This is a genomic window from Pseudescherichia vulneris, assembly GCF_902164725.1.
GTDB lineage: Bacteria > Pseudomonadota > Gammaproteobacteria > Enterobacterales > Enterobacteriaceae > Pseudescherichia > Pseudescherichia vulneris.
This window is the reverse complement of sequence record NZ_LR607338.1, coordinates 1,859,082-1,885,058: the sequence shown is the minus strand read 5'-3', so window position 1 is coordinate 1,885,058 and position 25,977 is coordinate 1,859,082. Positions and strand designations below refer to the sequence as shown.

Below are 25,977 nucleotides of genomic sequence, written 5' to 3'. Positions count from 1 at the left end.
TGCCCTCGTCTGGGAAACTACTTCTCCAGCGGCCAGAGCCATGCCGCGCCGCGAACGCCGCTGGAGTCGCCGTGCACCGCCTTGCGGATCGGCGTTTCACACTCCCCGCCAAACACCCAGTTTTTAATCAGCTGCGGCACGGTTTTATAGAGCCGGTCAACGTTGCTCATGCCGCCGCCTAGCACGATCACATCCGGATCGAGGATATTCACCACGTGCGCCAGCGACTTCGCCAGTCGCAGCTCGTAGCGGCTCAGCGCCAGCTCGGCGACGGCATCCTGCTCGTCCACCAGGCGAATAATCTCGTTGCCCTTCAGCGGCTGGCCGCTCAGGCGATGGAAATCCCGGGCAAAACCGGTCCCGGAGATAAAGGTCTCAATGCACCCCTGCTTGCCGCAGTAGCACGGCACCTCTTCCCGGTAGCGCAGCTCGTCTTCGTCCATCCACGGCAGCGGATTATGGCCCCACTCGCCCGCCGTGCCGTTGCCACCGGAGTGAGCATGGCCGTTAAAGGCGATCCCCGCCCCGCAGCCGGTGCCGATAATCACCGCGAAAACGGTCTGCGCCCCGGCGGCCGCGCCGTCGATGGCCTCTGAGACCGCCAGGCAGTTGGCATCGTTAGCCAGACGCACTTCACGACTCAGCCGTTTGCTGAGATCTTTATCAAACGGCTGGCCGTTCAGCCAGGTGGAGTTGGCGTTTTTCACGACCCCGGTGTAGGGGGAGAGTGAGCCTGGGATGCCCATCCCTACGGTGCCCTGCTGGCCCGTCTCTTTCTCTGCCATCTCGACCAGCGTGGCGATGGTTTCAATGGTCTGCTGATAGTCGTCGCGCGGGGTGGGCAGACGGTGGCGGAACAGCTGTTCACCGCTGTCGCCGAGCGCAATAACCTCTGTTTTGGTGCCGCCCAAATCAATACCTATACGCACAGCGATCTCCTTATTTTTAGCAATATCAAGAGAGTAGAACCCCGCAGGGGGATTAGCAATGCAAGCGGCAAGACAATTCGCTATCATGCCCGCTGCATTTAACGACAAGGCTGTGGAAAATATCATGCTGTGGTTCAAAAATTTAATGGTTTACCGTCTCAGCCGCGATATTGCGCTGCGTGCAGAGGAGATGGAAAAACAGTTATCCGCGCTCTCATTTACCCCTTGCGGTAGCCAGGATATGGCAAAAACCGGTTGGGTTCCGCCGATGGGTTCACACAGTGATGCTTTGACCCACACCAACAACGGCCAAATCATCATTTGTGCCCGTAAAGAAGAGAAGATCCTGCCGTCATCGGTCGTCAAGCAGACGCTGGAAGCCAAAATTGCCAAGCTGGAGGCCGATCAGGGCCGCAAGCTGAAGAAGACCGAAAAAGATTCGCTGAAGGATGAGGTGCTCCACTCTCTGCTACCGCGCGCGTTCAGCCGCTTCAGCCAGACCATGATGTGGATCGATACCGTGAACGGCCTGATTATGGTCGACTGCGCCAGCGCCAAGAAAGCGGAAGATACGCTGGCCTTGCTGCGTAAAAGCCTCGGTTCGCTGCCGGTGGTGCCGCTGACGCTGGAGAATCCTATTGAACTGACCCTGACCGAGTGGGTGCGCAGCGGCAGCGCGGCGCAGGGCTTCCAGATCCAGGACGAGGCGGAGCTGAAAGCGATTCTCGAAGATGGCGGTGTGATCCGCTGTAAAAAGCAGGATCTGGTGAGCGATGAAATTGCGGTGCACATTGAAGCGGGCAAGCTGGTGACCAAGCTGGCGCTTGACTGGCAGCAGCGTATTCAGTTTGTAATGTGCGATGACGGCTCGATTAAGCGGCTGAAGTTTGCTGACGAGCTGCGCGACCAGAATGAGGATATCGACCGGGATGATTTCGCCCAGCGTTTTGACGCTGACTTTATCCTGATGACCGGCGAGCTGGCAGCGCTAGTGCAGAGTCTGGTAGAAGGCCTCGGCGGCGAAGCGCAGCGCTAAGGCAGCATGCACTGTCCCCTCAATGTAGGGGACAGATGCAGGGGACAGGCGGAACGCGCGTTACAGGTAGCGGCAGAGATAGGCGCTGGCTTCGGCCACCTGCAGATGAAATTCGCTGTGGCCCGGCACGTTGAACACCTCGCCAGCGGAATACGTTTTCCACTCGGTATCGCCGGGCAGCAGCACGTTCAGCGCCCCACTCACCACGGTCATCTCTTCCGGCTGGGCCGTACCAAACGTGTACTCACCCTCGGCCATCACGCCTACGCTAGCGCGGCCGGTACTGCTGCTGGTAAAACCAATGGATTTCACTTTACCTGAAAAGTATTCATTACTTTGAAGCATGGGTGGCCCTTATAAAAAAGTGTATGGAAAATCACTATAGGGGCCAGCCTTCGTCTCTGTCACGCAAAATTTCTGTCACGAAAAATGGCTATAGCAGCAGCTCAGAGGCCAAACGGGCCACCAGCACATTCGAGAGTAGCACCGGCACATTCAGCGCTTTTTGCAGCAGGTCACGGTGTTTCTGGTAGTAGCCGAAGCAATCCAACATCAGTACGTCAGCGCCTTTTGCCAGCAAGGCTTTACCGGCGGCGATAAGCTCGTTTTCATGGCCTTGCAGGGGGCTGGCAACTTCGTAGTAGGGGGCCTTCTCTAACAGCTGCCACTTCTCCATCTGACCGTCGATGAGTCCGGTCAAAGGCACAATGACGCCGACCTGGTGCCCATCGACAATAGAGGAGACCAGCGGGGGGATGATCCTGTCAGGCTCCAGCAAAATAGCGTGACGGGCTGACAGGGTGAGCCCGATAAAACGCTCGGTGCTCATGAGTAAAATGACGTCGTAGTTTTGTTTATCAATCACGCCGATGACGGCCTGTAAATCGCGCTCAACCTTCTTGCGCGAAACCTGAGCCACTTCACCACTGTTTAGCAATGCATGAACTGGCCTCTCCCCCGGCTCGATGGCGTAATCCTCATATACATCCTGAGGATCCATCTTCCCCAGCAAACTAATTTGGGTAATCTGCTGCGCGTCGATGTGCTCGGTCAGGAGCGGCATCACGGCATCGACAGGCACCACACCCACGGTGAGGATAGCCAGGGTTGCACTCATCTTTGTTTCCGCCTTTCTTAACGTCAGTCGTCTGTTCTTATCTTTATGCTACTGACCTATGCTCTCATAACAATTCTGTAACGTTCAACCTCCCGCTTCTTAAAGGCTGTCTGAATTTATGAAGCGGGAGAGTGTAGATTACGTTTTATCAGGATCCTCATAGCGCCGTTTAGCATCCAGCGCCTCCTGCTCGGTCTCGTGCTCGCTAATCAGCGAGTCCGGTTCAGGGTGGTCAGCACGAAGTTGATACCAGGTTACCGTCTCCTGCTGGCCTCCTTTCTCAACGGTAACAATGCGGGCTTCACGCGGGTAAGGCGGTCTTGTAGGCATAGCGCTTCCTTTTTTATTGGTAGAGCTATGAGTATAGCCAAAGGCCACGATCTGCAATCAGCTCGCTCGCGCCAGCAGTAGCGCCGCCTGAATGTCGGCCACCACCTGCTCCGGCGACTGAGCGGCATTGACAATATGATGCGCCGCCTCGCGGTAGAGCGCGTCGCGCTGGGCCAGCACTTCGCTGACCTCTTCGCTTATTGGCCTGCCGGTGAGCGTCGGACGCTGCGCCTCTTCAGGGAAGGCCTTCAGCCGCTCTGCCAGGACCGCTACCGGGGCGCAGAGATAGATGACCACGCCCGTCTCGCGCATAAAACGGCGGTTAACCTCGCTGAGAATAATCCCGCCGCCGGTCGCAATCACCGTCGCAGGCGCGGAGACGGCCTGCAACGCTGCGGTTTCCCGAGCGCGGAAACCGGGCCAGCCCTCTTTTTCAACAATCGTCGCGATGGTCATCTGCGCCAGCTCCTGCAGCGCGTGGTCGGTATCGACAAACCGGCAGTCTCGCACCTGAGCCAGCTCAGCACCGATAGTGGATTTTCCACAACCGCGAGCGCCAATTAAAAAGATGGGTAACGTCATGAACTGGTGTTCTCCCCTGTTCCGCGATCTGCGGAAAACAAATAGTTGAAGCGCCATACTATTACACTAGTACGAAAAAGACGTAAATAAAACGTTACGAATTTATGATGACACTGCGATGAATGGCGAGTTTCAGCGTGTAAAGATAAAATGGCATCTGTCGCGCCACCTTACTTTAAAGGGCGTCCCGTTGACAAGTCCTGCCGTGCTCGCGCCAGTAGCCACTTATCCAGCTCGGCGGCAAAGTGCTGGCGATCGCGCTGGGAGAGCGTATCCGGCCCGCCGGTCTGTACGCCGCTGGCGCGCATCGTATCCATAAAATCACGCATCGTCAGCTTTTCGCGGATGGTGGCCTCGCTATAGCGTTCGCCTCGAGGATTAAGCGCCGCCGCGCCTTTCGCCAGCACTTCCGCCGCGAGGGGAATATCGGCGGTGATCACCAGATCGCCGGGGCTACACAGGCGCACAATTTCGTTATCGGCGACGTCAAAGCCCGCCGGCACCCGCAGAGAGCGGATGAATTTTGAAGGGGGTACGCGCAGGGTCTGGTTCGCCACCAGCGTCAGCGGCGTCTGTGTCCGTTCCGCTGCACGAAACAGGATCTCTTTAATTACATTTGGACACGCATCCGCATCCACCCAAATTGCCATAGCTGCTCCTGAATAGTTTATGGGCACTATGATAAGCTATAACTCCCCCATTAATCACACATTCAGGGAAAAGGCGATGGAGAAAAAGATCGGATTTATCGGCTGCGGCAATATGGGCAAAGCCATTCTGGGCGGGATGATTGCCAGCGGCCAGGTACAGCCAGAGCAGATTTGGGTCTATACCCCGACACCTGAGAAGGTCGCTGCCCTCAGCAGTCAATATGGCATCAACCCGGCGCAGAGTGCGCAGGAGGTCGCGCAGATCGCCGATATCGTCTTCGGCGCGGTGAAGCCCAACGTGATGATCAAAACGCTGAGCGAAATCACCTCCAGCCTGAATAAAGAGACGCTGGTGGTATCGATTGCCGCAGGCGTCACCCTTGACCAGCTGGCGCGCGCCCTTGGCCACGATCGCAAAATCGTGCGCACCATGCCTAACACTCCGGCACTGGTCAATGCAGGCATGACTTCCATCACCGCGAACGCGCTGGTGACCCCGGAAGACGTGGCCGACGTGCTGGCTATTTTCCGCAGCTTTGGCGAGGCGGAAGTGGTGGCCGAATCGATGATCCACCCGGTGGTGGGCGTCAGCGGCTCTGCGCCTGCCTACGTCTTTATGTTTATCGAGGCGATGGCCGATGCTGCCGTGTTGGGCGGTATGCCGCGTGCCCAGGCCTACAAGTTTGCTGCTCAGGCGGTGATGGGGTCGGCGAAGATGGTGCTGGAAACCGGCAAACACCCTGGCGAGCTGAAGGATATGGTCTGCTCACCGGGCGGCACCACCATTGAGGCGGTGCGGGTGCTGGAGGAGCGTGGATTCCGTGCCGCAGTGATTGAAGCGATGACCAGGTGCATGGAGAAGTCCGAGGCGCTAAGTAAGCTGTGAGTGCCAACGCCGGGCGGCTCTGCGTTTGCCCGGCCTACAAAACCGCCTTATGCCGCAACCTCTGTGCGGCCGCGACCGCCTTTCTTGGCTTTATAGAGCGCCATGTCGGCGGCCTTGAGCCACTCGCGGTAGTGCTCCGTGCTGGGGGTGAGCGGTGCGAGGCCAATGCTAATTTGCAGCGCCAGATGTGGCGCACAGGGTAGCCGGATCTCCGCCAGGGTATCGTGAACCCGGCTCATCGCCGCAAGCGCGCTATCGACCGGCGTCCCGCTCATGATCACTGCAAACTCATCGCCGCCGAAGCGCCCGATAATATCGCTTCCGCGCAGGGTCATCTGCAGATGGCGACTGATAGCGATAATCGCCTCATCCCCAACGTCATGACCATAGGTATCGTTGATGGTCTTAAAGTAGTCGACGTCGATCAGCAGCAGGGTTGCCATCCGCTGGTTGCGTCGGCAGCTCTCAAACTCGTTGCGCAGCAATATTTCCCAGTGCCGCCGGTTATAGATACCCGTCATGCCGTCACGGGTGCTCATAATGCGCAGGCGCTGCTTCTGCCTGGCGAGGCGGGTGAAGGTACGAAAGCTCACCCAGGCAAACAGCGGCGGATAGAGCAGGATAAACGGCAGGCAAAGCCACCACTCCAGCGGCGCGCTGGTGAAGGTTATCGCCGTGCCGGTAAGCTGGAGCATTACCAGGCTGGCACCCACTAACAAGACGATACCGATGCCGAACAGCCGTGGGCCACCCATGCCCATCAGCATCAGGCTGACCATCATCACCAGCACCGCCGACGGCATGATGTTCATCCCCATCACGCCAATCCAGATCCCCGCCAGAATAGCGTCAATCTTGAGGTTATTGATTTCGGCGGCGTGGGGATCGCTTGCGCGGCTCGCCAACTGCCAGGCAAGATGCGGCCAGACAAAAGACCAGCTTAAGAGAAATAGCCACCAGCCTCCGGCTACGGGCTGGGAGGTCATTGCGCCACCTAAGGGAAAGAAGAGGCATCCAAGGCCAAAAATACGCGGCAAGCGGAGTCGCCGGGCAAAAAGCTGGCCGGACAGGAAGTGCTCGTCCTGACCAGGGGTCTCAACCCACTCCTTGTTAACAGCAGTTTTAGAATAAAGATTGTTATCATTCATCATTATTGGGAATATTCTGAAACATTTCCCAAAATTATAGAGAGGTGCAGCGGGGAGAAAGTATGATATTTCGGGTGAGAGGAAGATCACACTCACCCGATAGGGTTAAGCTTACCGGGAGCGCGGATGGTGCAGGAGTTTATTTAGGTACTGCTGCAACAGCTCAGTGTCCTGACTCGGTACCTGAGAATCAGGGCCAGCCGCCTCTAGCGCGCCTTCGATACTTTGAATCAATGCCAGCTGCTCCGGCTGAGCCATATGACGCAGCAGCGCGGTAACCACGATCTCCAGCGCCTCAACCTGCGCGACTAGCTCTTTAGACTCTTCTTCCTTTTCCGCTAGCTTAACCAGCAGCTCTGCAATCAGGTTTTTCATCGCGTACTATCCCCATACACAACTCTTTAAGATTTTCAGCCAAATTTATCATGGCACGTTACACAAAAGTAACATTTTAACGGCTATTTTTGCGTAACGTTTGCGGCAGTTCGGCGAGTCTGCCTGAGTATGATTGCCAGCTGCCAAATATTGATTAATACGACCACGGCGGTGGCGATGAACACCCAGCGGAAACCGGCCATTGCGGAGATGCTTGCCCCCATCAACGGCCCGGCGACGTTACCCAAATACATAAACGACTGGTTATAACCAAAGATGCGGCCAGTCACCTGATCGCTCGAGTATTTCAGCAGCAGCGTCTGCACCGCAGGCAGCATCGCCCCGTCAGCAAACCCCAGCATGAAGCGTAAGATACCGAGCTGTAGCGGTGTGGTCACGAACGACATAGCAAAAAAGAGCCCGACCGCGCAGATGAGCGTCGCCATCAGGATCCGCGCCGTGCCAATCCGATCCCCAAGCTTGCCCAGGCGCGGGGCCGACATCAGCGCTGAGACGCCCGGCACGGCGGCAATCATGCCGCTCAGAAAGGCGATATTGGTGCTGTCCGGGGCCAGCGACTGGACAAACAGCGCCAGAATCGGCCCCACCGAGCCGTTACAGAGCTGGATCACCATGGTGGTCACGAACAGGCTCACAATCAGCTTCGGATAGGGCAGGCTGGCAAATACCGCTTTGCCGGTCAGGCGCTGCGCCTTGCTGACTTTGGGCCGCCCCCCCTCTTTAATCAGAAACAGGGTCACCAGAAAGCTGACCATCAGCAGCGTGGCGGTGATAAAAAATACCGCTCGCAGGCCGACGTGATCGGCGAGAAAGCCCCCCAGCAGCGGGCCGCCGATGACGCCGCTGATCTGCGCCGTGGAGAGCGTGCTGAGTGCCCAGCCGCTGCGCTCGCGCGGCACCTGGGAGGCCACCAGCGCCATCGCGTTGGGAATATAGCCGGAGGTGAGCCCCATGATGGCTCGCAGAAATAGCAGCTGCCAGACGTTAGTAGCAAAGGCCTGCAGCAGAATGGCGATCGCCATCCCCAGCGAGGCGCGAAGCAGCATCAGCTTGCGCCCCTTGCGGTCGGCAAGGCTTCCCCACATAGGCGAGACGATGGCCGACACCAGAAAGGTCACGCTAAAGGTGAGCCCGGACCAGATCGACAGGGCCTCATGCGAGGTCACGCCCATCTCGGCAATATAGAGCGGCAAGAACGGTAAAATCTGGCTGATCGCAAGGCCGGTAAAGAAGCAGCCAAACCAGACCGAAATAAGATTAACCTTCCAGGATTCCATAAGCATCTGCAAATATTAAGGTTTTAACAGCAGGCTCCAGCATAGCATAACTGTGGTTTATGCTTAGCGGCACTTAATGGCATAACCCATAGCCACGCATCCCCAGATGAAAATGGTTGGCATGGGCGGCGTTGTAGTCTGGCCCCAGGCCGTTACCATAGTAGCCGCAGCTGGCACTAAGCATCGCCCGCAGCCAGGGCTGGGTTTTATCCTGTTTCCAGCCGCGCAGCACCGTCACCTGCTGCCCGTTGGCGAGGCGAAAGCCACTGATGTCCAGCGCCTCAGCGGTGGCGTGCTCGCTCAGCCGGGCGTTGGCGCGATGGTATATATTGCGACAGGCATAGCTGCCAAGATGATCGATACGCACCAGCTCGCTGGACATATACCGTGCGGTCAACGGCCGGGCCTGCTGCTGTACAAAAAGCGCCGAGCTGAGCGCCAGCGGACAGGAGGCGAGAAAGCTGCTGCTGAGCTTAACCGGGCCAAAGTCTCGTACCCGTACGGTATTAGTCAGCGGACAGGTGCCGCTGCTATCGGCGACGGGCTGGGAAGCGATCAGCCTTTTTTGGTTGGCCTCCGCCAGCAGGGCATCGCACTGCTCGGGCGTCAGCCGCTTGAGCTTAAACTGGGTAATACGGCCCGGCGGATCGTCGAGGCGCAGTGGCGCAAAGGGGTTGTAATACGAGGGCAGGTGACGATAACCCACTACCCCTGCCCCTACGATAAGTAAAAAAACGATGGCTCCTGTGCCTCTCACGCGCTCCCCCTTTTATCACCTAAAAACATTATGGCAGAAGCGCGCGAATCACGCGTTTTGCCGTGGTAAGGTATCTTTTTTCCAAATAATAAGAGTGGATGTGGTAATGGCAAAAATGCGGGTAGGGATCGTTTTTGGTGGGAAATCAGCAGAGCATGAAGTCTCGCTTCAGTCGGCAAAAAATATCGTTGATGCTATTGATAAGAGCCGCTTCGAGGTGCTGCTGCTGGGGATTGATAAACAGGGTCAGTGGCACGTCAACGACGCGGCTAACTATTTACAGAACGCCAGCGATCCGGCACGTATCGCGCTGAATCCTTCCGCTATCAGCGTGGCGCATATACCCGGCAGAGAGACGGCCCAGCTTATCAACGCCGAGAGCGGCGCGGCCCTGCCAGCGGTAGATGTGATCTTCCCGATCGTTCACGGCACGCTGGGGGAGGATGGCTCCCTGCAGGGAATGCTGCGGATGGCCAATCTGCCGTTTGTGGGTTCCGGCGTGCTCGGCTCGGCGGCATGCATGGATAAAGACATCACCAAGCGCCTGCTCCGCGATGCCGGGCTAAAAGTTGCGCCCTTCATCACCCTCACCCGCGCTAACCGTCAGCGATACGCTTTTGCCGACGTGCAGGCGCAGCTGGGTCTGCCCCTGTTTGTCAAACCGGCGAACCAGGGCTCGTCAGTAGGCGTCAGCAAGGTCACCAGCGAGGCGCAGTACCATGCCGCCGTTGACCTCGCCTTTACCTTCGATCATAAGGTGGTGGTAGAGACCGGCATTAAGGGGCGGGAGATTGAGTGCGCCGTGCTGGGGAACGATAATCCTCAGGCCAGCACCTGCGGTGAGATCGTGCTCAATAGCGAGTTCTACGCCTACGACACCAAATACATCGATGACAACGGCGCGCAGGTAGTGATCCCGGCGGCGATCGATCCGGCGGTGAACGAAGCCATTCGCCAGACCGCCGTTGCCGCCTACCAGACGCTGGAGTGCGCCGGTATGGCGCGGGTGGATGTCTTCCTGACCGACGACAACGATATTATTATCAACGAGATTAACACCCTGCCCGGCTTTACCAACATCAGCATGTATCCCAAGCTGTGGCAGGCCAGTGGCCTCGGCTATACCGATCTGATCAGCCGCCTGATCGATCTGGCGTTAGAGCGCCATCAGGCCGATAGCGCCCTGAAAAGTACGATGGCTTAATCCTGCGACTCTGCCGCTGTCTCTTCATCGGGACGGCGGCGAATAATCAACCCCGCCAGCCAGAAACCGATCACCCAGGTGACCAGGCCGACCGCGTAGCTTTGCCAGCCCTTCGCTTCAAATCCCAGCAGCCCGACCACGCCGTTAAGAATAAAGATCAGCCCGATAGCAAAGGCGTAGTAGTGCCAGTCACGGCGAATTTTGGCAGGCAGTTTCATAGCAGCTCCGGTAGAGAAATACAGCATCGGAGCATATTACCCACCGCAAGCCCCTGGCGCATGCGGAAAATCCGAAATCGTTAATAAAACGCAACAAAAGTCATGAATTTGTGACTGGAGATGTAAAACCTCAAACAAGACTCATATTAATGCGTAAATTGTCACCAATCCGATATTGACAATCCTTCTGACCTGTCAAAATTAACCTGAAATACGGGTGCATTACCCGCTCAATAACGCGTATCGGAGGTCACTATGGCAGAATTTATGATGTCGAAGCCCTTTGCCAACGAGAAGAAACGAGACGCCTCCACGCCGGGCAATATCGCTTATGCCGTCTTCGTGCTGCTCTGCTTCTGGGCGGGTGCGCAACTGCTGAACGCGCTGATACATGCCCCTGGCGTGTTTGAAAATCTGATGCAGATGCAGGAAAGCAACCGGCCACGCATTGATATGGGACTTGGCGTGGGCACGATTTTTGGTCTGGTTCCGTTTCTCATTGGCAGCGCCCTGCTTGGCGTTATCGCCCTGCTGCTGCGCTGGCGTCACTACTAACGTGACGCCGTAATTACATTAATTCGCTTGCATACAGCGCGCCCGACGATCGTCCACGCGCTTCGCAAACCAGGCCGTTGTCAGGTTGCGGGTGATCTTCGGGCTCTCAAGCTGGATCCCCGGCAGTAGCGCTCTCGGTAGCTTTTTCCCACTCTTCTTCTCCGCCAAACGATAGACCCCTTTGTAGAGTTCGGTCTTCTCAAACTCCTGACGATCGCCCTGCTCAAGCTGATCGCGGATCTCGGCGTCGCTGAGGCCCAACTGCGGCCCTAGCTTGCGCACCGCCCGCTCGGTGCTGCCCGCCTCACGGTTGCCATAAAGGATCACGTCGCCGTCCAGCGCCAGCTTCACGCCGCTTGCCTTGCTGACCGCGCTCTGGAAAGCGGCATTGCGGCTGGCGTACCAGCCAGCATTAAAGTCGGCGAAGCGGTAGAGCGGCTCGCTGTAGCTGGCCGGATAGTTAAGCAGATGGTAGGTCCCGAACCACAGACCGCCGCGCCGGGAGAAGACCTCCTGACGTACGGTGCCCTCCATCTTCCACGGATAGCCCCGGGTATGCTGCTCGGCAAAGGCGATGCTGACCTGCATCGGCCCGCCGGTGTGCACCGGATTAAGAGAGCCAAACAGGGTCTGTCCCAGCGGAACGATATTAATTAGATCGTCAAAGATCGCGCTAAGCTGCTTCTCGGTTTTGACCTTATCAAGCCGCTCGGCGTAGCTTTTGCCGTTGGGCGAAGGAACCTTCAGCGCGGTGCGCACCACAAAAGCGGGAATGTGCAGCCGCCCGGCGCGCTTCTCAATCTCCTGCCAGGCGATTTTGTTCAGCCCCGGTACGGCAGGATCGGCCTGATAGTTCGACTCCTGCTGCGCCACCGCCAGCACCGAGCAGACGTTCTCCCGCGTCGGCGCAAGAGACTGGCTCTTGAACGTAGTGGCAAGATCTTCTGCCCAGGCGTCACGATCCTTTACGCTGGCAGGGATCTTCTGCCGCACTAGCTTCGCCACGTCTACCGTCTTCTCGCCCTCTTTCAGCGGCGGCGGTTGCGAGGTGCTACAGCCGACGAGGATCGCCCCCGCCAGCAGGGTCAAACTGCGTGATGCTTGCATAGCCGCTCCGGTCATTAGCTGAGTGAAGTTGTCGCGTGTACCACATCCTCACCGTCAAGTTCACGCTCAAAAGTACGTAAACGCTTATAGATAGACATCAGTTCTACCAGCGTGGTCCAGGAGTTGATCAGGTACTGGAACGAGCTGCGTACCTGGTCGAAAACGTTGGTAATCTGGGTCATCAGCCCGAGCGTAATCGTACCGGCAACCATCGACGGAAACAGCAGGAACAGGCCGAAAACGTTGTCGATTTGCAGATAGAAAATGCGCGCAATATTGAAATACATGTAGTGAAAGTAGAGGCGGAAGTAGTTCCGCCGCACCGCACCGAATAGCTCGCGCACGGTCGGCGGCGAGGCGCGCTCAGGATCGTCCTCGCCATAGACCAGCTCTTTACGGTAGGCCGCTTCGACGCGTTGGTTCTTAAACTCCAGCCCCGGCAGCTTGATTCCAACTACCGCCAGCAGGCCGGTACCGACCAACGACCAGAGAATAGCAGCGATCACCAGCCCGTAGGGGACGTGGCCGACGATCGGCAGCTCCGGCACATGCGGCGACAGGGCCACGAGGATCGGCAGAAACGCGATCAGCTTCATTATCGCGTTGAGCAGGCTGACGCCCATATCCTCCAGCGTTGAGGAGAAACGCATGGTGTCCTCCTGCACACGCTGGGCCGCGCCCTCAATATGGCGCAGGCGGTGCCAGTTGGCCATGTAGTATTCGTTCATGGCGGTACGCCAGCGGAAAACGTAGTGGCTGACGAAAAAGTTATTCAGCACTGCCACCAGCACCGCAATCATCGCGATGCCAAGGAACACGCCTGTTTCACGGTAGAACTGGCCGATGGCCACCTTATGCGGCGCGCTGAGGGCGCGCTGGATCAGATCGTAAAACGGCGCATACCAGGCGTTGATCGCCACGCTGACCTCGACCATAAACCAGGTGACAAAGATAATCAGCGCGGTGCCAAGAATCGACCAGCGCTGCCAGCGGTGTGGGGCGTAGGTAAACCAGAACAGGGCAAACGCACCCACGCAGAGGGCGTAGTAAGCATAAAAGATCAGGTAGCTGCCGGACCAGAAGCGCGACGCGCCTATTGGGGTCTCTTTCGACGCCCCTAAAATGCGGGTTAACCAATCCCCGCCGCCCGCCTGCCAGAAGATGACGGCGATCAGCGACCACAGGATCGCCGAGAGCAAAAACGGCCCCGGCTTAGGGAAAAAAGATTTAAACATGAAATACTCCTGCGACGGCTCACTCTTATTGTGTGGTTAATTCGCTATGGGTATGAAAATACCGAAGCCAGTGAGATTACCACAAGCGCGCTATGTCAAAAGAAGACATTGTGTTGCAGGAAAAAAGCGTCTGTTTACCCGGCGTTACGCTTGACCGCAAAATAAAGCGCTTTTCCGGGCTTTGCATCGGGCCAGTAAGTAGTATAAATACCCTCTATCTCTTTAACTTTTGTGATGGATGCTGTCGTTGAAACGTTGCCTGCTCTTATCCACCCTGTTGTGCGCCCTGACCTTTTCATCAGTAAATGCGGCACAGACCTCTCCCGATCCCGAATTTGCGTCCGATATTGTCGATCGCTATGCCAACCATATCTTCTATGGCAGCGGCGCGACCGGCATGGCGATGGTAGCGATCGACGGCAACCAGCGCGTGTTTCGCAGCTTCGGTGAAACGCGGCCGGGCAACAACGTGCGTCCGCAGCTCGACTCGCTGATCCGCATCGCCTCTATCTCCAAGCTGATGACCAGCGAGATGCTGGTGAAGCTGCTCGACCAGGGCGTGGTGAAGCTCAACGATCCGCTCAGTAAGTATGCGCCTCCCGGTGCGCGGGTGCCGAGCTGGCAAGGAACGCCGATCACCCTGGTGAACCTGGCGACCCACACCAGCGCCCTGCCCCGCGAGCAGCCCGGCGGCGCGGCGCAACGCTCGGTCTTTACCTGGCCGACGCGCGATCAGCGCTGGAACTGGCTCTCTACCGCCACGCTGAAAACAGCCCCCGGCTCGCAGGCGGCCTATTCAAACCTCGCCTTTGACCTGCTGGCCGATGCGCTAGCCAACGCCGCCGGTAAGCCCTATCCGCAGCTGTTTGACGAGCAGATCGCGCGCCCGCTGGGGATGAAGGACACCACCTTTACCCCCTCGCCGGATCAGTGCCGACGCCTGATGGTGGCGGAGAAAGGGGCCAGCCCCTGCGACAACACCCTGGCGGCAATCGGCAGCGGCGGCGTCTACTCCACGCCAGGAGATATGATGCGCTGGATGCAGCAGTTCCTCTCCTCAGACTTTTACGCCCGCAGCAATCAGGCCGACCGGATGCAGACCCTTATCTACCAGCGCGCCCAGTTGACCCGCGTGATAGGTATGGACGTGCCGGGCAAAGCCGACGCGCTGGGGCTGGGCTGGGTCTACATGTCACCGAAAGATGGGCGACCGGGGATTATTCAAAAAACCGGTGGCGGTGGTGGGTTTATTACCTATATGGCGATGATCCCCAAGAGCAACATTGGCGTTTTCGTGGTGGTGACCCGCTCTCCGCTAACCCGCTTTAAAAATATGAGCGACGGGGTTAATGACCTGGTCAGCGAGCTAAGCGGCAACCAGCCGCAGATCGTCCCAGCCTCCTGATCCTCTCCCCGCTCCGGGGTAGTTAACGCCTGTTTTGGCGAAACACCCCGGGGTTGATTGGGTTATAATAGCCCTCTGATTCACCAACCTCAGGCATACCATGACCGATTTAATTACCCGCCCGCGCCGCCTGCGCAAGTCTCCCGCACTGCGCGCTATGTTTGAAGAGACAACGCTGAGCCTCAATGACTTCGTGTTGCCTATCTTTGTTGAAGAAGAGCTGGACGACTATAAAGCCATTGAGGCCATGCCGGGCGTGGTGCGCATTCCGGAGAAGTATCTCGCCCGTGAGATCGAGCGCTTCGCCAACGCGGGCATTCGCTCGGTCATGACGTTTGGTATTTCCCACCACACCGATGCCACCGGCAGCGATGCCTGGAAAGAGGATGGCCTGGTAGCGCGTATGTCGCGGATCTGTAAGGACGCGGTACCGGAGATGGTGGTCATGTCCGACACCTGTTTCTGCGAGTACACCTCCCACGGTCACTGCGGCGTGCTGTGCGATCACGGCGTGGACAACGACGCAACCCTGCTCAACCTGGGCAAGCAGGCGGTGGTTGCCGCTGCCGCCGGGGCTGATTTCATCGCTCCGTCTGCCGCAATGGATGGCCAGGTGCAGGCGATCCGTCAGGCGCTGGACGCCGCAGGCTTTACCGACACGGCGATCATGTCCTACTCCACCAAGTTCGCCTCCTCCTTCTACGGCCCGTTCCGTGAAGCGGCCGGGACGGCGCTGAAGGGCGATCGTAAAACCTACCAGATGAACCCGATGAACCGCCGGGAAGCGATCCGCGAGTCGCTGCTTGACGAAGCGCAGGGCGCAGACTGCCTGATGGTTAAACCCGCAGGCGCGTATCTCGACATCCTGCGCGATATCCGCGAGCGTACCGAGCTGCCTCTCGGCGCGTATCAGGTCAGCGGTGAGTATGCGATGATCAAGTTTGCTGCCCAGGCCGGGGCTATCGACGAGGACAAAGTGATCCTCGAAAGCCTGGGTGCGATCAAACGCGCCGGTGCGGATCTGATCTTCAGCTACTTCGCGCTGGATCTGGCCGAACGGAAAATCCTGCGTTAAACCGCCGTGCCCGGTGACGCTCTGCGTGCCGGGCATCCTAAAGTTCACCTTCCTGTCACATAAACGCCATCTCGTCCTTCTACTGTCTGCCTAAGACGGATGGAGGAGCCACCATGTTTAGTCTCGACAGCGTTCTTGATGACCTCTGGCCTCAGGCCAGGCCCGCCCCCTGGCAACGCAATCTGCTAAAACGCCTGCTCTATGAAGAAGAATTTCAGCAGTTCGCCTCCCGCCATCGCCACCTGAAAGGGCTGGATATGGTCGAGCAGATCCTTGAGCACCTTCGCATCCGCAGCACCCTCTCCGCTCACGACCTTGAGCAGATCCCCGAGCATGGCCCACTCATCATTGTCGCCAACCATCCCACCGGTACCCTCGACGGCCTCGCTCTGCTTCATGCTGTCTCCCGCGTGCGGCGGGATGTCAAAGTCGTTACCAACCGGATGCTGAGCCATCTTCAGCCACTCAGCTCGCTGTTTATTCCCGTCGATAACCTGGGCGGACGCACGCGCAAATCCTCGCTGCTGCAGATGGAAACGCAGCTCCAGCAGGGCGGCGTGCTGATCTTCTTTCCAGCGGGGGAAGTGTCGCGCCTGACCCGCCACGGCATTGGCGACAGCGCCTGGCACAGCGGCTTCGTGAAGCTGGCGGCAAAGTTTCGTACTCCGCTGCTGCCGGTGTTTATTCGCGCTCACAACAGCCCGCTCTTCTACGCCAGCACGCTGATCTCTTCTACCCTGCCGATGCTGCTGCTGATGCAGCAGATGTTTCGCCGCCAGGGCAGCAGCCTGCCCATCACCCTCGGCCAACGCATCCCCTGGGAGAGCCTGCATAACCCGCACGTCAGCGTTCGTGAGACGGCGGAGCGTTGTCGCCAGCACGTTATCCGTCTGGGAAAAGGTCTGCCGGGGCTGTTTAAAACCGAGTGCGCCATCGCCCGGCCGGAGCCGCGGCTAATTCTGAAACGCGCCCTGGCACAGGCGGAGTGCCTCGGCCAGACCACGGACGGCAAGACCATCTACCTCTGGCAGCGCAACGGCGAGGAGGATGTGCCGGTGCTGCGCGAGCTAGGCCGTCTGCGGGAGATCGCCTTTCGCGCCGTGGGAGAAGGCAGCGGGCAACGGCGTGACATCGACCGCTATGACGATGACTATTTGCATTTGATCTTATGGGACGAGGCGGATCTGGAGATTGTCGGCGCATATCGCTTTATGCCCACGGCACAGCAGGTGGCGCAGCAGGGACTGGGCGGACTGTACAGCTACAGCCTGTTCCACTATGACGATAAAATGGATGATATTTTGCAGCATGGCATCGAGCTCGGGCGCAGCTTTATTCAGCCGCGCTACTGGGGCCGTCGCGGACTGGACTACCTCTGGTCGGGCATTGGCGCGTATCTGGCGCGCTACCCACAGTACCGCTATCTCTTCGGTCCGGTGTCGATCTCCGGCGGACTGCCTCCGGCGGCGCGGGATCTGCTGGTAGCCTTCTACCGCCTCTGGTTCCCGCCGCTGCATCCGCTGGCCGCCTCCCGTCGCCCCTGGCCTGCCTCGCTTCCTGAGGTGCTAGCCCAGTTTACCGGCGACGATTACACCGAGGATCTTACCCGCCTGAAGTCGCTGCTCGGCAACCTGGGCTGCGGCATTCCTCCGCTCTACAAGCAGTATTCAGAGCTGTGCACGCCGGGCGGCGTCCAGTTTATCGACTTCGGTAGCGATCCGGACTTCAACCACTGTGTGGACGGTCTGGTGCTGGTGGATCTCACCCATCTGAAAAGCCAGCGCTATGCACGCTACATCGGTGCGCATCTGATGCCTGGTTAATGCCCGGTGGCGCTTCGCTTACGCGGGCCTACATACCCGCATCACGTCAACCGTAGCGTTTTTTCACCACGCCGGGGCAGACTGCACCACTGCCCCGCGCGTGGCGGTGCAGGGTCTTTAACGCGCTTTGCGCATATTGTTGAAATGGCTAGGGTTAATTTTCTGGCATCGCCTTTGCAGGCTCCCGTTTAACTGTGTAACGGCGAGGCAGCAAATGATGACGACACCTACAACCACACTGAAGAGAACGCTCGGTAGCTTCCGTCTCTGGGGGATTGCCGTTGGGCTGGTGATCTCCGGCGAATACTTTGGCTGGAGCTATGGCTGGTCGCAGGCGGGCACGATGGGTTTTCTCGTCGTTGCGCTGGCCATTGCGGCAATGTATTGCGCCTTTATCTTTAGCTTTACCGAACTGACGACCGCGATTCCCCACGCGGGCGGCCCCTTTGCCTATGCCTATCGGGCCTTCGGGCCGACCGGCGGGTTTATTGCCGGGTTCGCTACCCTGATTGAGTTTGTCTTTGCCCCACCGGCGATTGCGATGGCTATTGGGGCCTACCTGAACGTGCAGTTTCCGGCGCTGGATGCCAAATGGATCGCCTGCGCGGCGTACGTCATCTTTATGACCCTGAACATTCTCGGCGTCGGGATTGCCGCCACCTTCGAGCTGATCGTTACCCTGCTGGCGATCTTCGAGCTGCTGGTGTTTATGGGCGTGGTCGCGCCGGGCTTCTCATGGAGCAACTTCACCGCCCACGGCTGGGCGGGTGCAGAGAGCTTTAGCGGCCTCGCCCTCTCCGGCATGTTTGCCGCCATTCCCTTCGCTATCTGGTTTTTCCTCGCCATTGAAGGTGCCTCTATGGCGGCAGAGGAGGCGAAAGATCCCCAGCGCACCATTCCGCGCGCGCTGGGCGGCGGCATTGTGACTCTTACCGTGCTGGCGGTTGGGGTGATGATCTTTGCCGGCGGCGTTGGCGACTGGCGTAACCTCGCCAACATCAACGATCCGCTGCCGCAGGCAATGAAGGTGATCGTCGGCAACAACAGCGGCTGGCTGCATATGCTGGTCTGGCTGGGGCTGTTTGGCCTGGTGGCGTCATTCCACGGCATCATCATGGGCTACTCGCGGCAGATCTACTCCCTGGCACGGGCGGGTTACCTGCCTGCGCGCCTGGCGACGCTGAACCGTAAGACTCGGACGCCGCACCTGGCGATTCTTGCGGGCGGCGTGGTGGGCATTGCGGCTATCTTCTCGGACTCGGTGATCTCCATCAGCGGTATGCCGCTCACCGCCTGTATCGTGACGATGTCGGTGTTCGGCGCTATTGTTATGTATATCACCTCTATGGCCGCGCTGTTCAAGCTGCGCCGCAGCGAGCCGAACCTTATTCGGCCCTTCAAAGCGCCGCTGTTTCCCTATGCACCGGCCTTTGCGCTGGGCATGGCAGTACTCTGCCTGGTGGCCATGGTCTGGTTCAACCCGCTGCTGGCGCTGATCTTTGCGGCCATGATGCTCGGGGGCTACCTGTGGTTTCGCAGTACGGCTACCGCTCGCGAGCGTGCCGGGCTGGATCCGCAGCTGCGCGCCCTCTCCTGAGGAGGCGACATGTATAAAACGACTCTGGCGCACCGCACCTACCGGTTCGCCAGCCTGACAACGCTGCTGGCAAAAGCCTCCCCGGCTCGCTCCGGGGATGTGCTGGCGGGTATCAGCGCCGACTCTGCCGAAGAGCGCATGGCGGCGAAAATGGCGCTGGCCGAGGTGCCGCTGCGCGCGATCCTGGCGAATCCGCTTATCCCTTACGAAGCGGATGAGGTCACCCGGCTAATTATCGATACCCACGATCGCGACGCGTTCTCCCTCATCAGCCACCTGACGGTGGGAGACTTTCGCGATTGGCTGCTGGATGATGCCACCGATCCTTTGACCCTGAGCCGCGTTGCCCGCGCCATTACCCCGGAGATGGCCGCCGCCGTCAGCAAGCTGATGCGCAACCAGGATCTGATCCTCGCCGCCAGCCGATGCCGGGTCACCACCCGCTTTCGCAACACCATCGGCCTGCCGGGCCATTTGAGCGTACGCCTGCAACCCAATCATCCCACCGACGACCTGAAAGGCATTGCCGCTAGCATGCTCGACGGCCTGCTCTATGGTGCAGGGGACGCAGTAGTGGGCATTAACCCGGCCAGCGACAGCCTGCCGGTGCTGGAGCGGCTAAATTATATGATGGATGACATCATCAGCCGCTTTGCTATTCCTACCCAGTCCTGTGTGCTGACGCACGTCACCAACACGCTGGCGTTGATAGAGCGCGGCGCGCCCGTCGACCTGGTGTTCCAGTCGGTGGCGGGCACCGAGGCGGCAAACAGCGGCTTTGGCATCAATTTGGCCCTGCTGGCAGAGGCCCGGGAGGCCGCGTTGAGCCTTGGCCGCGGCACGCTGGGCAATAACGTGATGTACTTTGAGACCGGCCAGGGTAGCTGCCTCTCTGCCAACGCCCATCACGGCGTCGACCAGCAGACCTGCGAGGCGCGGGCCTACGCCGTCGCGCGCCACTTCGATCCGCTGCTGGTCAATACGGTGGTGGGATTTATCGGCCCGGAGTATCTCTATGACGGCAAGCAGATTATCCGCGCCGGGCTGGAGGATCACTTCTGCGGCAAGCTGATGGGCCTGCCGATTGGCTGCGACGTCTGCTACACCAACCATGCGGAAGCGGATCAGGATGATATGGACACGCTGCTGACGCTGTTGTGCAACGCCGGGCTGACCTTTCTGATTGGCGTCCCGGGGGCGGATGACATCATGCTCAACTACCAGAGCACCTCGTTCCACGATGCGCTCTATGCCCGTCGTCTGCTGGGGTTAAAGCATGCTCCAGAGTTTAGCGAGTGGCTGACGAAAATGCAGATTATCGATAGCGCGGGCCAGCTGCGGCTCACCGGAGCTAACCACCCGCTGCTGAGCGTGCTGCCGCCTGAAGGGGTAAACGTATGAACCATCCTGATGCCTGGTCTTTACTGCGCGCGTTTACCGACGCCCGTATTGCCCTTGGTCGCAGCGGTGCAAGCCTGCCGACTCGGGAGGTGCTCAGCTTCGGTCTGGCCCACGCCCAGGCTCGCGATGCGGTCCACCAGCCTTTTGACAGCGAGCCGCTGGCGCAGCAGCTCACGGCCCTGGGCCTCTCTACCCTGGACGCCCACAGTGCCGCGGTAGACCGGCCTGTCTATCTCAACCGGCCGGATCTCGGACGCAGGCTGAGCGACGAGAGCCGCGCCGCACTACAGGCCAGCCGGGTGCCCGCCCACGATCTGCTGCTGGTGATTGGTGACGGGCTCTCCTCCCATGCGGTGCATCGTCAGGCTGTGGCGTTGATTACCGCCCTGCTGCCCTATCTGAACACGCTGGGGCTGACCACCGGCCCGGTGGTGCTGGCGCATCAGTCGCGGGTGGCGCTGGGAGATGAGATTGGCGAGACGCTGAAGAGTAAAGCGGTGGCAATGTTGATTGGCGAACGTCCTGGACTGTCGTCACCGGACAGCCTCGGCGTCTACCTGACGTGGCAACCGACACGCACCCGGCTGGACTCGGAGCGCAACTGCATCTCCAACATCCGCCCGGAGGGGCTGAGCCATGAGGCCGCTGCGTTTAAGCTTGCCTGGCTGCTGGAGCAGGCTTTTTTACGCCGCCTGACCGGCGTCAAACTGAAAGATGAGAGCGATAACCCGGCGCTGCATGCGCGAGTAAGACCCCGCCTTGCCGGATAAATGCCCTCGCGCTATACCTTCACCTGCCTGACCGGCCAGCAGACCGGGGCGACGCCGTTGAGGGCCGGTTTAGCGAACAGATAGCCCTGGAAGTGCTTGATGCCAGCCGCCTCCAGCCAGCACCACTCCTCTACCTTCTCCACCCCTTCCGCCACGACGCTGATCTCCAGCTCGGCGCAGCATTTGACGATGGCGTTAACGATCGCCTGCTTAGGGCCGTGCAGATGAATATCGGTCACGATGCTGCGGTCGATCTTTAGTTCTCCCGGCTGGAACTTGGTGAGCAGCGACAGTCCGGCAAAGCCCGCGCCAAAATCATCGATCGCCAGCCCAATGCCCGCCGAGCGCAGCTGCATAATGGCGATGGTAAATTCGTCATAGCCGGAGATCACCTCGTCTTCGGTCACCTCGACAATCACCTGCTCGGGAACCAGCCCATGACGGGTGATCTGTGCCAGCAGGATATCCACCGCGCCGGGAATATTCACCAGCGACATTGGCAGCAGGTTAATAGAGAGCTTATGGCTGCCAATGCCGATTTGTTTCGCCAGCGCAAACGCCCACTCCTTTGACAGGAGATCGGCCTCGTGAATTTTGTCCGGCGGAATGGAAGCAAAGTAATCCTGAGGCGAACCACCGCTTGGGCTGCGGATCAGGGCTTCAAAGGAGCTGATCTGTCCGCGCAGCGGCTCGACGATGGGTTGAATGGCGAACTGGCAAGGCTGATCGGGGAACAGGAACGGCAGGGTTTGCGCCAGCGGCAGGTCGATAGGCACAAACGCCCAGCGGTCGGGCTCGCTTCGCCCAGGATACTGCTCTCGCCAGCTGCCACGCAGGAATGATTTGATAAATTTATACACTCGCCCGTCGCAGGCAAGATTGAACTTAAGCGCGCCGGCACTAATGACCGAGCGCAGCACCGATCGTGGACTGTCATAACGGAGATCGAACAGTGTCATCCCAAGGACTTCAAAATGCCGTTTAGGAGCATAGTCGCGCATTAGCTCGACGACGCTATCATGCCGCGTATCGTGATTGATTTTGGCATACAGGCTATTCACATGTGCCAACGGACCTTCAAGCACCTGGAGAAAATGGGTCCCGTCGAAAAGCAAAATACCGGAAATTTGCAGCTCCGCGTTGCGGCTCTGCGCGACGCACACCAGCTTGCCTAACTTTGACGGATCAAAGTCGGGGCTCAGGCGGCTCCGGTAAATCAGGGTAGAAATCATAATGTTCAGATCCTTTACGACAGGTGACGTAATCAGTATATCTTGCGGTGAAGGCTTTACGCCTTTCTCTGTGTCCGCTTACAGCGCTCTTCTCATAGAAAAATCAGCATTCTTCACGCCAGGCATCCAGCCCGACATTTTGCTGCAATACTTAAGAAGATTTGTTCCATTCATGATGCACAGAAGGAATAGCCAACAATGACAACAGAGCAACAATTTTGCCAGCAATTCATGGAAAAACCGTTGGATTTTCTGGCAAATGAACTGGGTGATCTCTTAAAGAGCAAAAAATTACGCCTCACTACGGCAGAGTCTTGCACCGGGGGCCTACTCGGCTCCACGCTGTGCGCAGCGAAAGACACACCTTCTTTTTTCGGCAGCGGATTTATAACCTTTACAGATGAAGCGAAAATGACGCTGTTAAATGTGAACCCGGAGACACTTGCCAAACATACTGCGGTCAGTAAAGCCACAGTGGAGGAGATGGCGACGGGCGCGGTCAGGGTATCCGGTGAGGATATTGGCATTGCCGTTAGCGGCTACGGCGGCCCGGATGGCGGCGAAGACGGCACCCCTGCTGGCTCCGTCTGGTTTGGCTGGGCGCTGCCGGGCAATAACGTTTATACGTCGCTACAGCATTTTGAAGGCGACTGCACCGAGGTTCTGGCGCAGGCGGTAAAATACGCCATCGTGATGTTGCTCTACAGGCTGGGCTATTCGCCCGATAGCCAGTAAATATCGGCGCGTCTTTTACGCCCGCTGCATCGCTCCTGCGGCCACGACGCCGTTACGGCCTCGCCGTTTTGCAGCATAGAGTGCGGTATCCGCCTGGTTGATCACGCCGCTGGCAATAATATGCAGCGGTCGGTCTTCGTTAACCCTACTGCACTCGCTAAGCGTCGCTATCCCAATGCTGATAGTCAGATAGCCGGTTGGGCTGGCGGGAAGCGGGATACGCAGCGCGTTGATGCTTTGACGCATTCTCTCTGCCATGGCCAGCGCCCCTGCGCTATCGGTACGCGGCAGGATCACTAAAAACTCCTCACCTCCATAGCGGCTGACGTTGTCTTCAGACTGACGGCGGGCCGCCACCAGCGCCTCGGCAACCCTACGCAGGCAATGATCGCCGGCCTGATGACCGTAGGTATCGTTGTAGCGCTTAAAATAGTCGATATCGGCCAGGCACACCGAGAGTGGAAACTGCTCCTCCAGTGAGTTAGTAATGGCGTTAGAGAGGCATTCGTCCATATAGCGGCGGTTAAACAGGCCGGTGAGATGGTCATGCTGGGCATGCTGTTGCAGGATCGCATTAGCGCTGGCGAGCTTCTGCTCGGCACGGCGGCGATCGGTAATATCAACCCAGGTTACCGATAGTCCCACGACGTTACCGGACGCGTCGTGGACCGGCACCGAGTGGGTATCGTAGCAGCGCGTGTGCCAGACAATCTCCCGGCTGGGGATCTCTGCGCCAGTATCAGCAAGGGCAAAAGTGGCCTCAAACTGCTGCCAGCAGCCGGGCATCAGATCGGCAACATGGCTTTCAGGAGCATCGGGAGATGTATTGTCTACGTCCATCAGCTTCGCCATCGCCTTGTTGGACATCACCAAATGTCCCTGCCGGTCAATCATGCAGAGTGCGACGGGGGTCTTGTCGTAAATCGTCTCCAGTTGCATAACGCGCTCGTCCAGGGTCGAGATGTTGCGATCGATGCCCCGGTAGCCCCGCAGTTCGCCCTGCTCATCGAACAGCGGAACGCCGCTGGTTTCGAGCACCACAATTCGCCCGTCGGCGCGGCGGTTACGGTTAACTAAACCAGAGAACGGAATGCGTTTAGTCACGATGTCAGAAAATGCGCGGCCAACGCGCTCGGCTTCGCCGGGCGGCATAAAGTCAAAGGGGGTACAACCGATCACCGCCTCGGGTGACACACCCAGCAGGCTGGTGACAACTTTAGAGGACCAGGTATAGCGTCCCTGGGCATCCACTTCCCATACCCAGTCAGAATTATTATCAAGCAGATCAATCAGATGTTGTGTGTCGACACTACTGGAATCAGATGGCTTTTTATCATCATTCATGATTAATACTAGCGTTGCCCCCGCTAAAAGGGATCGGGTTACTTAACATTGGGCCTGCCTTTAGCCGAGGACGGTCATTTTCTGCAATGACAATAATGCTAATGAATGAAATACTCAATTTCTGCGCGTTATTATAAGCGAACCGCCATCATATATTCACGTGACAAATACATTGCGACAAAAGAAGCGCTGCCGGATGTAACCTGAGCTAGTCAGCAAGAGGGAAACAGAGGTGAAAAAAGCGAGCGGGTAGAAACAACATCGCCAGCATTACGCTGGCGACTTATTTGCTGAATGTATCGTGATGGATCGTTTTACCAACACGGCTGGCTCCATTACGCCGCTGCCGCACCCTTTGGCTGCGTGGCGATATGTCCGGCCCAGAGGCCCGCCACCCACTTCACCCCTTTAGCGGTAAAGCGCGCCTGGGAGAAGGTATGCTGGTTTTCACCGACGCCAGAGCGCAGGGTGAAGTAGCCCGCCTGCTGATGATGCAGCTGCGGCGTCAGCGTGCCGTTAACGCGGTACATGATGTTGCGTTCCAGCAAGAACTGACGGAACTCCGGCTCTTTCACCTTCAGCATCTTGCAGAGCTGGCGAAAACCCAGCGAGTCCTGCACCTCAACGAAACGGTCAAAAAACTCCGCCTTTGGGACAGAGAGGGCCAGCTGCTGCTCGGCTCTCTGGCGCTGCTCATACTGTTCAGCCCATGCGCGGGCCGCCGCTGCCGGATTGGTAAAATCAGGCAGCGCTGTTTTGTTTTCGCGCTCCTGCCAGCGATCGAGTACGGCAGCGGTAAAGCCAGGCGACAGACGCGCCACGGCCAACAGGGAGTCACGCTTGTTCAGCAGAAACTCCTGATAGCTCTCGCCATCCCGCTCAAACATTGCCACCCGTACCGGCTCAGATAAACGCTGCGCCGTTTCGAGGCTTTTCACAATACGTTTTACTTCACCGTGGGTTATGCCTGTCAACGCAGCGATTTCACGGCTACTCATCGTTGCCGATTGATCCAGAGAATTAAGGCTTTCAAATGGAATCATCATAGGCTTCACCACTCACTTACTGTAGCACCCGACTGGGTTGTGTAATTATTATACTAATCCCTGTTCGAATATCCAGTAGTTTTTTTGAGCGATTTTAAGTGACGAGCTGCGGTTTCTGTTAC

At 58.2% G+C, this 25,977-nt stretch carries 27 protein-coding genes; 11 read left to right on the top strand and 16 right to left on the bottom strand.

Annotation, left to right across the window (positions count from 1 at the left end):
- Window positions 1–17 precede the first annotated feature (17 nt).
- Entirely contained in the window at window positions 18–929 is a 912-nt protein-coding gene (gene mak / locus FN633_RS08035; RefSeq protein ID WP_208673979.1) for a fructokinase, read from the bottom strand.
- A 124-nt stretch (window positions 930–1,053) separates the two neighbouring features.
- Here mak and rdgC point away from each other — a divergent pair, with 124 nt between their 5' ends.
- Window positions 1,054–1,965, top strand: a complete 912-nt coding sequence (gene rdgC / locus FN633_RS08030; RefSeq protein WP_042391945.1) for a recombination-associated protein RdgC — start codon at window positions 1,054–1,056, stop codon at window positions 1,963–1,965.
- Window positions 1,966–2,025: 60 nt separating this feature from the next.
- Here rdgC and ppnP read toward each other — a convergent pair whose 3' ends face one another.
- The 5 genes from ppnP to FN633_RS08005 all read right to left on the bottom strand — a co-directional run bounded on the left by ppnP (window position 2,026) and on the right by FN633_RS08005 (window position 4,644).
- A complete protein-coding gene (ppnP, locus tag FN633_RS08025) occupies window positions 2,026–2,310 on the bottom strand; it encodes a pyrimidine/purine nucleoside phosphorylase (RefSeq protein WP_042391556.1) in 285 nt (94 codons plus the stop codon).
- An 88-nt stretch (window positions 2,311–2,398) separates the two neighbouring features.
- Complete coding sequence (locus FN633_RS08020) at window positions 2,399–3,082, bottom strand: AroM family protein (RefSeq protein ID WP_154057354.1); 684 nt, start codon at window positions 3,080–3,082, stop codon at window positions 2,399–2,401.
- Window positions 3,083–3,220: 138 nt separating this feature from the next.
- Window positions 3,221–3,412 carry a protein YaiA gene (gene yaiA, locus FN633_RS08015; protein ID WP_042391943.1) on the bottom strand — a complete coding sequence of 64 codons (192 nt, stop codon included), beginning with the start codon at window positions 3,410–3,412 and terminating at the stop codon, window positions 3,221–3,223.
- 57 nt (window positions 3,413–3,469) lie between these two features.
- Entirely contained in the window at window positions 3,470–3,994 is a 525-nt protein-coding gene (gene aroL, locus FN633_RS08010; protein WP_154057353.1) for a shikimate kinase AroL, read from the bottom strand.
- A gap of 170 nt (window positions 3,995–4,164) precedes the next feature.
- Entirely contained in the window at window positions 4,165–4,644 is a 480-nt protein-coding gene (locus tag FN633_RS08005; protein ID WP_042391552.1) for a YaiI/YqxD family protein, read from the bottom strand.
- 76 nt (window positions 4,645–4,720) lie between these two features.
- On the opposite strand from FN633_RS08005, the gene proC reads away from it, so the two are divergent.
- Window positions 4,721–5,530 (top strand): pyrroline-5-carboxylate reductase, encoded by an 810-nt coding sequence (gene proC, locus FN633_RS08000; RefSeq protein WP_154057352.1) that lies wholly within the window; start codon window positions 4,721–4,723, stop codon window positions 5,528–5,530.
- A 47-nt stretch (window positions 5,531–5,577) separates the two neighbouring features.
- On the opposite strand, the gene adrA is transcribed toward proC, so the two are convergent.
- From adrA to FN633_RS07980, 4 genes are all read right to left on the bottom strand, one after another.
- Window positions 5,578–6,693: a diguanylate cyclase AdrA gene (gene adrA / locus FN633_RS07995; RefSeq protein WP_208674174.1), complete on the bottom strand. Its 1,116-nt coding sequence runs from the start codon at window positions 6,691–6,693 to the stop codon at window positions 5,578–5,580.
- 96 nt (window positions 6,694–6,789) lie between these two features.
- Complete coding sequence (gene iraP / locus FN633_RS07990; RefSeq protein WP_042391548.1) at window positions 6,790–7,053, bottom strand: anti-adapter protein IraP; 264 nt, start codon at window positions 7,051–7,053, stop codon at window positions 6,790–6,792.
- Between the two features lie 83 nt (window positions 7,054–7,136).
- Window positions 7,137–8,351 carry a multidrug efflux MFS transporter gene (locus FN633_RS07985; RefSeq protein ID WP_154057351.1) on the bottom strand — a complete coding sequence of 405 codons (1,215 nt, stop codon included), beginning with the start codon at window positions 8,349–8,351 and terminating at the stop codon, window positions 7,137–7,139.
- Between the two features lie 73 nt (window positions 8,352–8,424).
- Window positions 8,425–9,108, bottom strand: coding sequence for an extensin-like domain-containing protein (locus FN633_RS07980; RefSeq protein ID WP_154057350.1), 684 nt, complete (start codon window positions 9,106–9,108; stop codon window positions 8,425–8,427).
- Window positions 9,109–9,214: 106 nt separating this feature from the next.
- Here FN633_RS07980 and ddlA point away from each other — a divergent pair, with 106 nt between their 5' ends.
- Window positions 9,215–10,312 carry a D-alanine--D-alanine ligase gene (ddlA, locus tag FN633_RS07975; RefSeq protein ID WP_154057349.1) on the top strand — a complete coding sequence of 366 codons (1,098 nt, stop codon included), beginning with the start codon at window positions 9,215–9,217 and terminating at the stop codon, window positions 10,310–10,312.
- Here the strand turns inward: ddlA and FN633_RS07970 are convergent.
- Window positions 10,309–10,530 (bottom strand): DUF2754 domain-containing protein, encoded by a 222-nt coding sequence (locus tag FN633_RS07970; RefSeq protein WP_154057348.1) that lies wholly within the window; start codon window positions 10,528–10,530, stop codon window positions 10,309–10,311. The genes ddlA and FN633_RS07970 overlap by 4 nt on opposite strands.
- Window positions 10,531–10,785: 255 nt before the next feature.
- On the opposite strand from FN633_RS07970, the gene FN633_RS07965 reads away from it, so the two are divergent.
- Window positions 10,786–11,085, top strand: coding sequence for a DUF2755 family protein (locus FN633_RS07965; RefSeq protein ID WP_042391545.1), 300 nt, complete (start codon window positions 10,786–10,788; stop codon window positions 11,083–11,085).
- 18 nt (window positions 11,086–11,103) lie between these two features.
- Here FN633_RS07965 and FN633_RS07960 read toward each other — a convergent pair whose 3' ends face one another.
- Window positions 11,104–12,192 carry a DUF1615 domain-containing protein gene (locus tag FN633_RS07960; protein ID WP_154057347.1) on the bottom strand — a complete coding sequence of 363 codons (1,089 nt, stop codon included), beginning with the start codon at window positions 12,190–12,192 and terminating at the stop codon, window positions 11,104–11,106.
- Between the two features lie 14 nt (window positions 12,193–12,206).
- Window positions 12,207–13,427, bottom strand: coding sequence for a peptide antibiotic transporter SbmA (gene sbmA / locus FN633_RS07955; protein WP_154057346.1), 1,221 nt, complete (start codon window positions 13,425–13,427; stop codon window positions 12,207–12,209).
- A gap of 247 nt (window positions 13,428–13,674) precedes the next feature.
- Here sbmA and ampH point away from each other — a divergent pair, with 247 nt between their 5' ends.
- From ampH to eutC, 6 genes are all read left to right on the top strand, one after another.
- On the top strand, window positions 13,675–14,832 hold the full coding sequence (gene ampH / locus FN633_RS07950) for a D-alanyl-D-alanine-carboxypeptidase/endopeptidase AmpH (RefSeq protein WP_154057345.1): 1,158 nt from the start codon (window positions 13,675–13,677) through the stop codon (window positions 14,830–14,832).
- Window positions 14,833–14,932: 100 nt separating this feature from the next.
- Window positions 14,933–15,907, top strand: coding sequence for a porphobilinogen synthase (hemB, locus tag FN633_RS07945; protein WP_042391540.1), 975 nt, complete (start codon window positions 14,933–14,935; stop codon window positions 15,905–15,907).
- Between the two features lie 113 nt (window positions 15,908–16,020).
- The gene (olsF, locus tag FN633_RS07940) at window positions 16,021–17,730 is read left to right on the top strand and encodes a bifunctional ornithine lipid synthase OlsF (protein ID WP_154057344.1); all 1,710 of its coding nucleotides are present in this window, start codon (window positions 16,021–16,023) and stop codon (window positions 17,728–17,730) included.
- Between the two features lie 217 nt (window positions 17,731–17,947).
- Window positions 17,948–19,327: an ethanolamine permease gene (eat, locus tag FN633_RS07935; RefSeq protein WP_154057343.1), complete on the top strand. Its 1,380-nt coding sequence runs from the start codon at window positions 17,948–17,950 to the stop codon at window positions 19,325–19,327.
- 9 nt (window positions 19,328–19,336) lie between these two features.
- Window positions 19,337–20,728, top strand: coding sequence for an ethanolamine ammonia-lyase subunit EutB (locus tag FN633_RS07930; protein WP_154057342.1), 1,392 nt, complete (start codon window positions 19,337–19,339; stop codon window positions 20,726–20,728).
- Window positions 20,725–21,498, top strand: coding sequence for an ethanolamine ammonia-lyase subunit EutC (gene eutC / locus FN633_RS07925; RefSeq protein ID WP_154057341.1), 774 nt, complete (start codon window positions 20,725–20,727; stop codon window positions 21,496–21,498). The genes FN633_RS07930 and eutC overlap by 4 nt, the downstream gene beginning before the upstream one ends.
- An 11-nt stretch (window positions 21,499–21,509) precedes the next feature.
- On the opposite strand, the gene FN633_RS07920 is transcribed toward eutC, so the two are convergent.
- Window positions 21,510–22,730: a diguanylate phosphodiesterase gene (locus FN633_RS07920; protein WP_154057340.1), complete on the bottom strand. Its 1,221-nt coding sequence runs from the start codon at window positions 22,728–22,730 to the stop codon at window positions 21,510–21,512.
- A 198-nt stretch (window positions 22,731–22,928) separates the two neighbouring features.
- Here FN633_RS07920 and FN633_RS07915 point away from each other — a divergent pair, with 198 nt between their 5' ends.
- Complete coding sequence (locus FN633_RS07915; protein ID WP_154057339.1) at window positions 22,929–23,465, top strand: 2-oxo-tetronate isomerase; 537 nt, start codon at window positions 22,929–22,931, stop codon at window positions 23,463–23,465.
- 15 nt (window positions 23,466–23,480) lie between these two features.
- Here FN633_RS07915 and FN633_RS07910 read toward each other — a convergent pair whose 3' ends face one another.
- Together FN633_RS07910 and FN633_RS07905 are read right to left on the bottom strand one after the other, a co-directional pair.
- Entirely contained in the window at window positions 23,481–24,809 is a 1,329-nt protein-coding gene (locus FN633_RS07910; RefSeq protein ID WP_154057338.1) for a sensor domain-containing diguanylate cyclase, read from the bottom strand.
- A gap of 335 nt (window positions 24,810–25,144) precedes the next feature.
- Window positions 25,145–25,855 carry a phage antirepressor KilAC domain-containing protein gene (locus FN633_RS07905; protein WP_042395233.1) on the bottom strand — a complete coding sequence of 237 codons (711 nt, stop codon included), beginning with the start codon at window positions 25,853–25,855 and terminating at the stop codon, window positions 25,145–25,147.
- Window positions 25,856–25,977: the final 122 nt, after the last annotated feature.

Bases quoted from the DNA above. Each gene is read 5' to 3' on its own strand.
- rdgC (WP_042391945.1), top strand. From the start codon at position 1,054: ATGCTGTGGTTCAAAAATTTAATGGTTTACCGTCTCAGCCGCGATATT.
- ppnP (WP_042391556.1), bottom strand. From the start codon at position 2,310: ATGCTTCAAAGTAATGAATACTTTTCAGGTAAAGTGAAATCCATTGGT.
- FN633_RS08020 (WP_154057354.1), bottom strand. From the start codon at position 3,082: ATGAGTGCAACCCTGGCTATCCTCACCGTGGGTGTGGTGCCTGTCGAT.
- yaiA (WP_042391943.1), bottom strand. From the start codon at position 3,412: ATGCCTACAAGACCGCCTTACCCGCGTGAAGCCCGCATTGTTACCGTT.
- aroL (WP_154057353.1), bottom strand. From the start codon at position 3,994: ATGACGTTACCCATCTTTTTAATTGGCGCTCGCGGTTGTGGAAAATCC.
- FN633_RS08005 (WP_042391552.1), bottom strand. From the start codon at position 4,644: ATGGCAATTTGGGTGGATGCGGATGCGTGTCCAAATGTAATTAAAGAG.
- proC (WP_154057352.1), top strand. From the start codon at position 4,721: ATGGAGAAAAAGATCGGATTTATCGGCTGCGGCAATATGGGCAAAGCC.
- iraP (WP_042391548.1), bottom strand. From the start codon at position 7,053: ATGAAAAACCTGATTGCAGAGCTGCTGGTTAAGCTAGCGGAAAAGGAA.
- FN633_RS07985 (WP_154057351.1), bottom strand. From the start codon at position 8,351: ATGGAATCCTGGAAGGTTAATCTTATTTCGGTCTGGTTTGGCTGCTTC.
- ddlA (WP_154057349.1), top strand. From the start codon at position 9,215: ATGGCAAAAATGCGGGTAGGGATCGTTTTTGGTGGGAAATCAGCAGAG.
- FN633_RS07970 (WP_154057348.1), bottom strand. From the start codon at position 10,530: ATGAAACTGCCTGCCAAAATTCGCCGTGACTGGCACTACTACGCCTTT.
- FN633_RS07965 (WP_042391545.1), top strand. From the start codon at position 10,786: ATGGCAGAATTTATGATGTCGAAGCCCTTTGCCAACGAGAAGAAACGA.
- FN633_RS07960 (WP_154057347.1), bottom strand. From the start codon at position 12,192: ATGCAAGCATCACGCAGTTTGACCCTGCTGGCGGGGGCGATCCTCGTC.
- sbmA (WP_154057346.1), bottom strand. From the start codon at position 13,427: ATGTTTAAATCTTTTTTCCCTAAGCCGGGGCCGTTTTTGCTCTCGGCG.
- hemB (WP_042391540.1), top strand. From the start codon at position 14,933: ATGACCGATTTAATTACCCGCCCGCGCCGCCTGCGCAAGTCTCCCGCA.
- olsF (WP_154057344.1), top strand. From the start codon at position 16,021: ATGTTTAGTCTCGACAGCGTTCTTGATGACCTCTGGCCTCAGGCCAGG.
- eat (WP_154057343.1), top strand. From the start codon at position 17,948: ATGACGACACCTACAACCACACTGAAGAGAACGCTCGGTAGCTTCCGT.
- FN633_RS07930 (WP_154057342.1), top strand. From the start codon at position 19,337: ATGTATAAAACGACTCTGGCGCACCGCACCTACCGGTTCGCCAGCCTG.
- eutC (WP_154057341.1), top strand. From the start codon at position 20,725: ATGAACCATCCTGATGCCTGGTCTTTACTGCGCGCGTTTACCGACGCC.
- FN633_RS07920 (WP_154057340.1), bottom strand. From the start codon at position 22,730: ATGATTTCTACCCTGATTTACCGGAGCCGCCTGAGCCCCGACTTTGAT.
- FN633_RS07915 (WP_154057339.1), top strand. From the start codon at position 22,929: ATGACAACAGAGCAACAATTTTGCCAGCAATTCATGGAAAAACCGTTG.
- FN633_RS07910 (WP_154057338.1), bottom strand. From the start codon at position 24,809: ATGAATGATGATAAAAAGCCATCTGATTCCAGTAGTGTCGACACACAA.
- FN633_RS07905 (WP_042395233.1), bottom strand. From the start codon at position 25,855: ATGATGATTCCATTTGAAAGCCTTAATTCTCTGGATCAATCGGCAACG.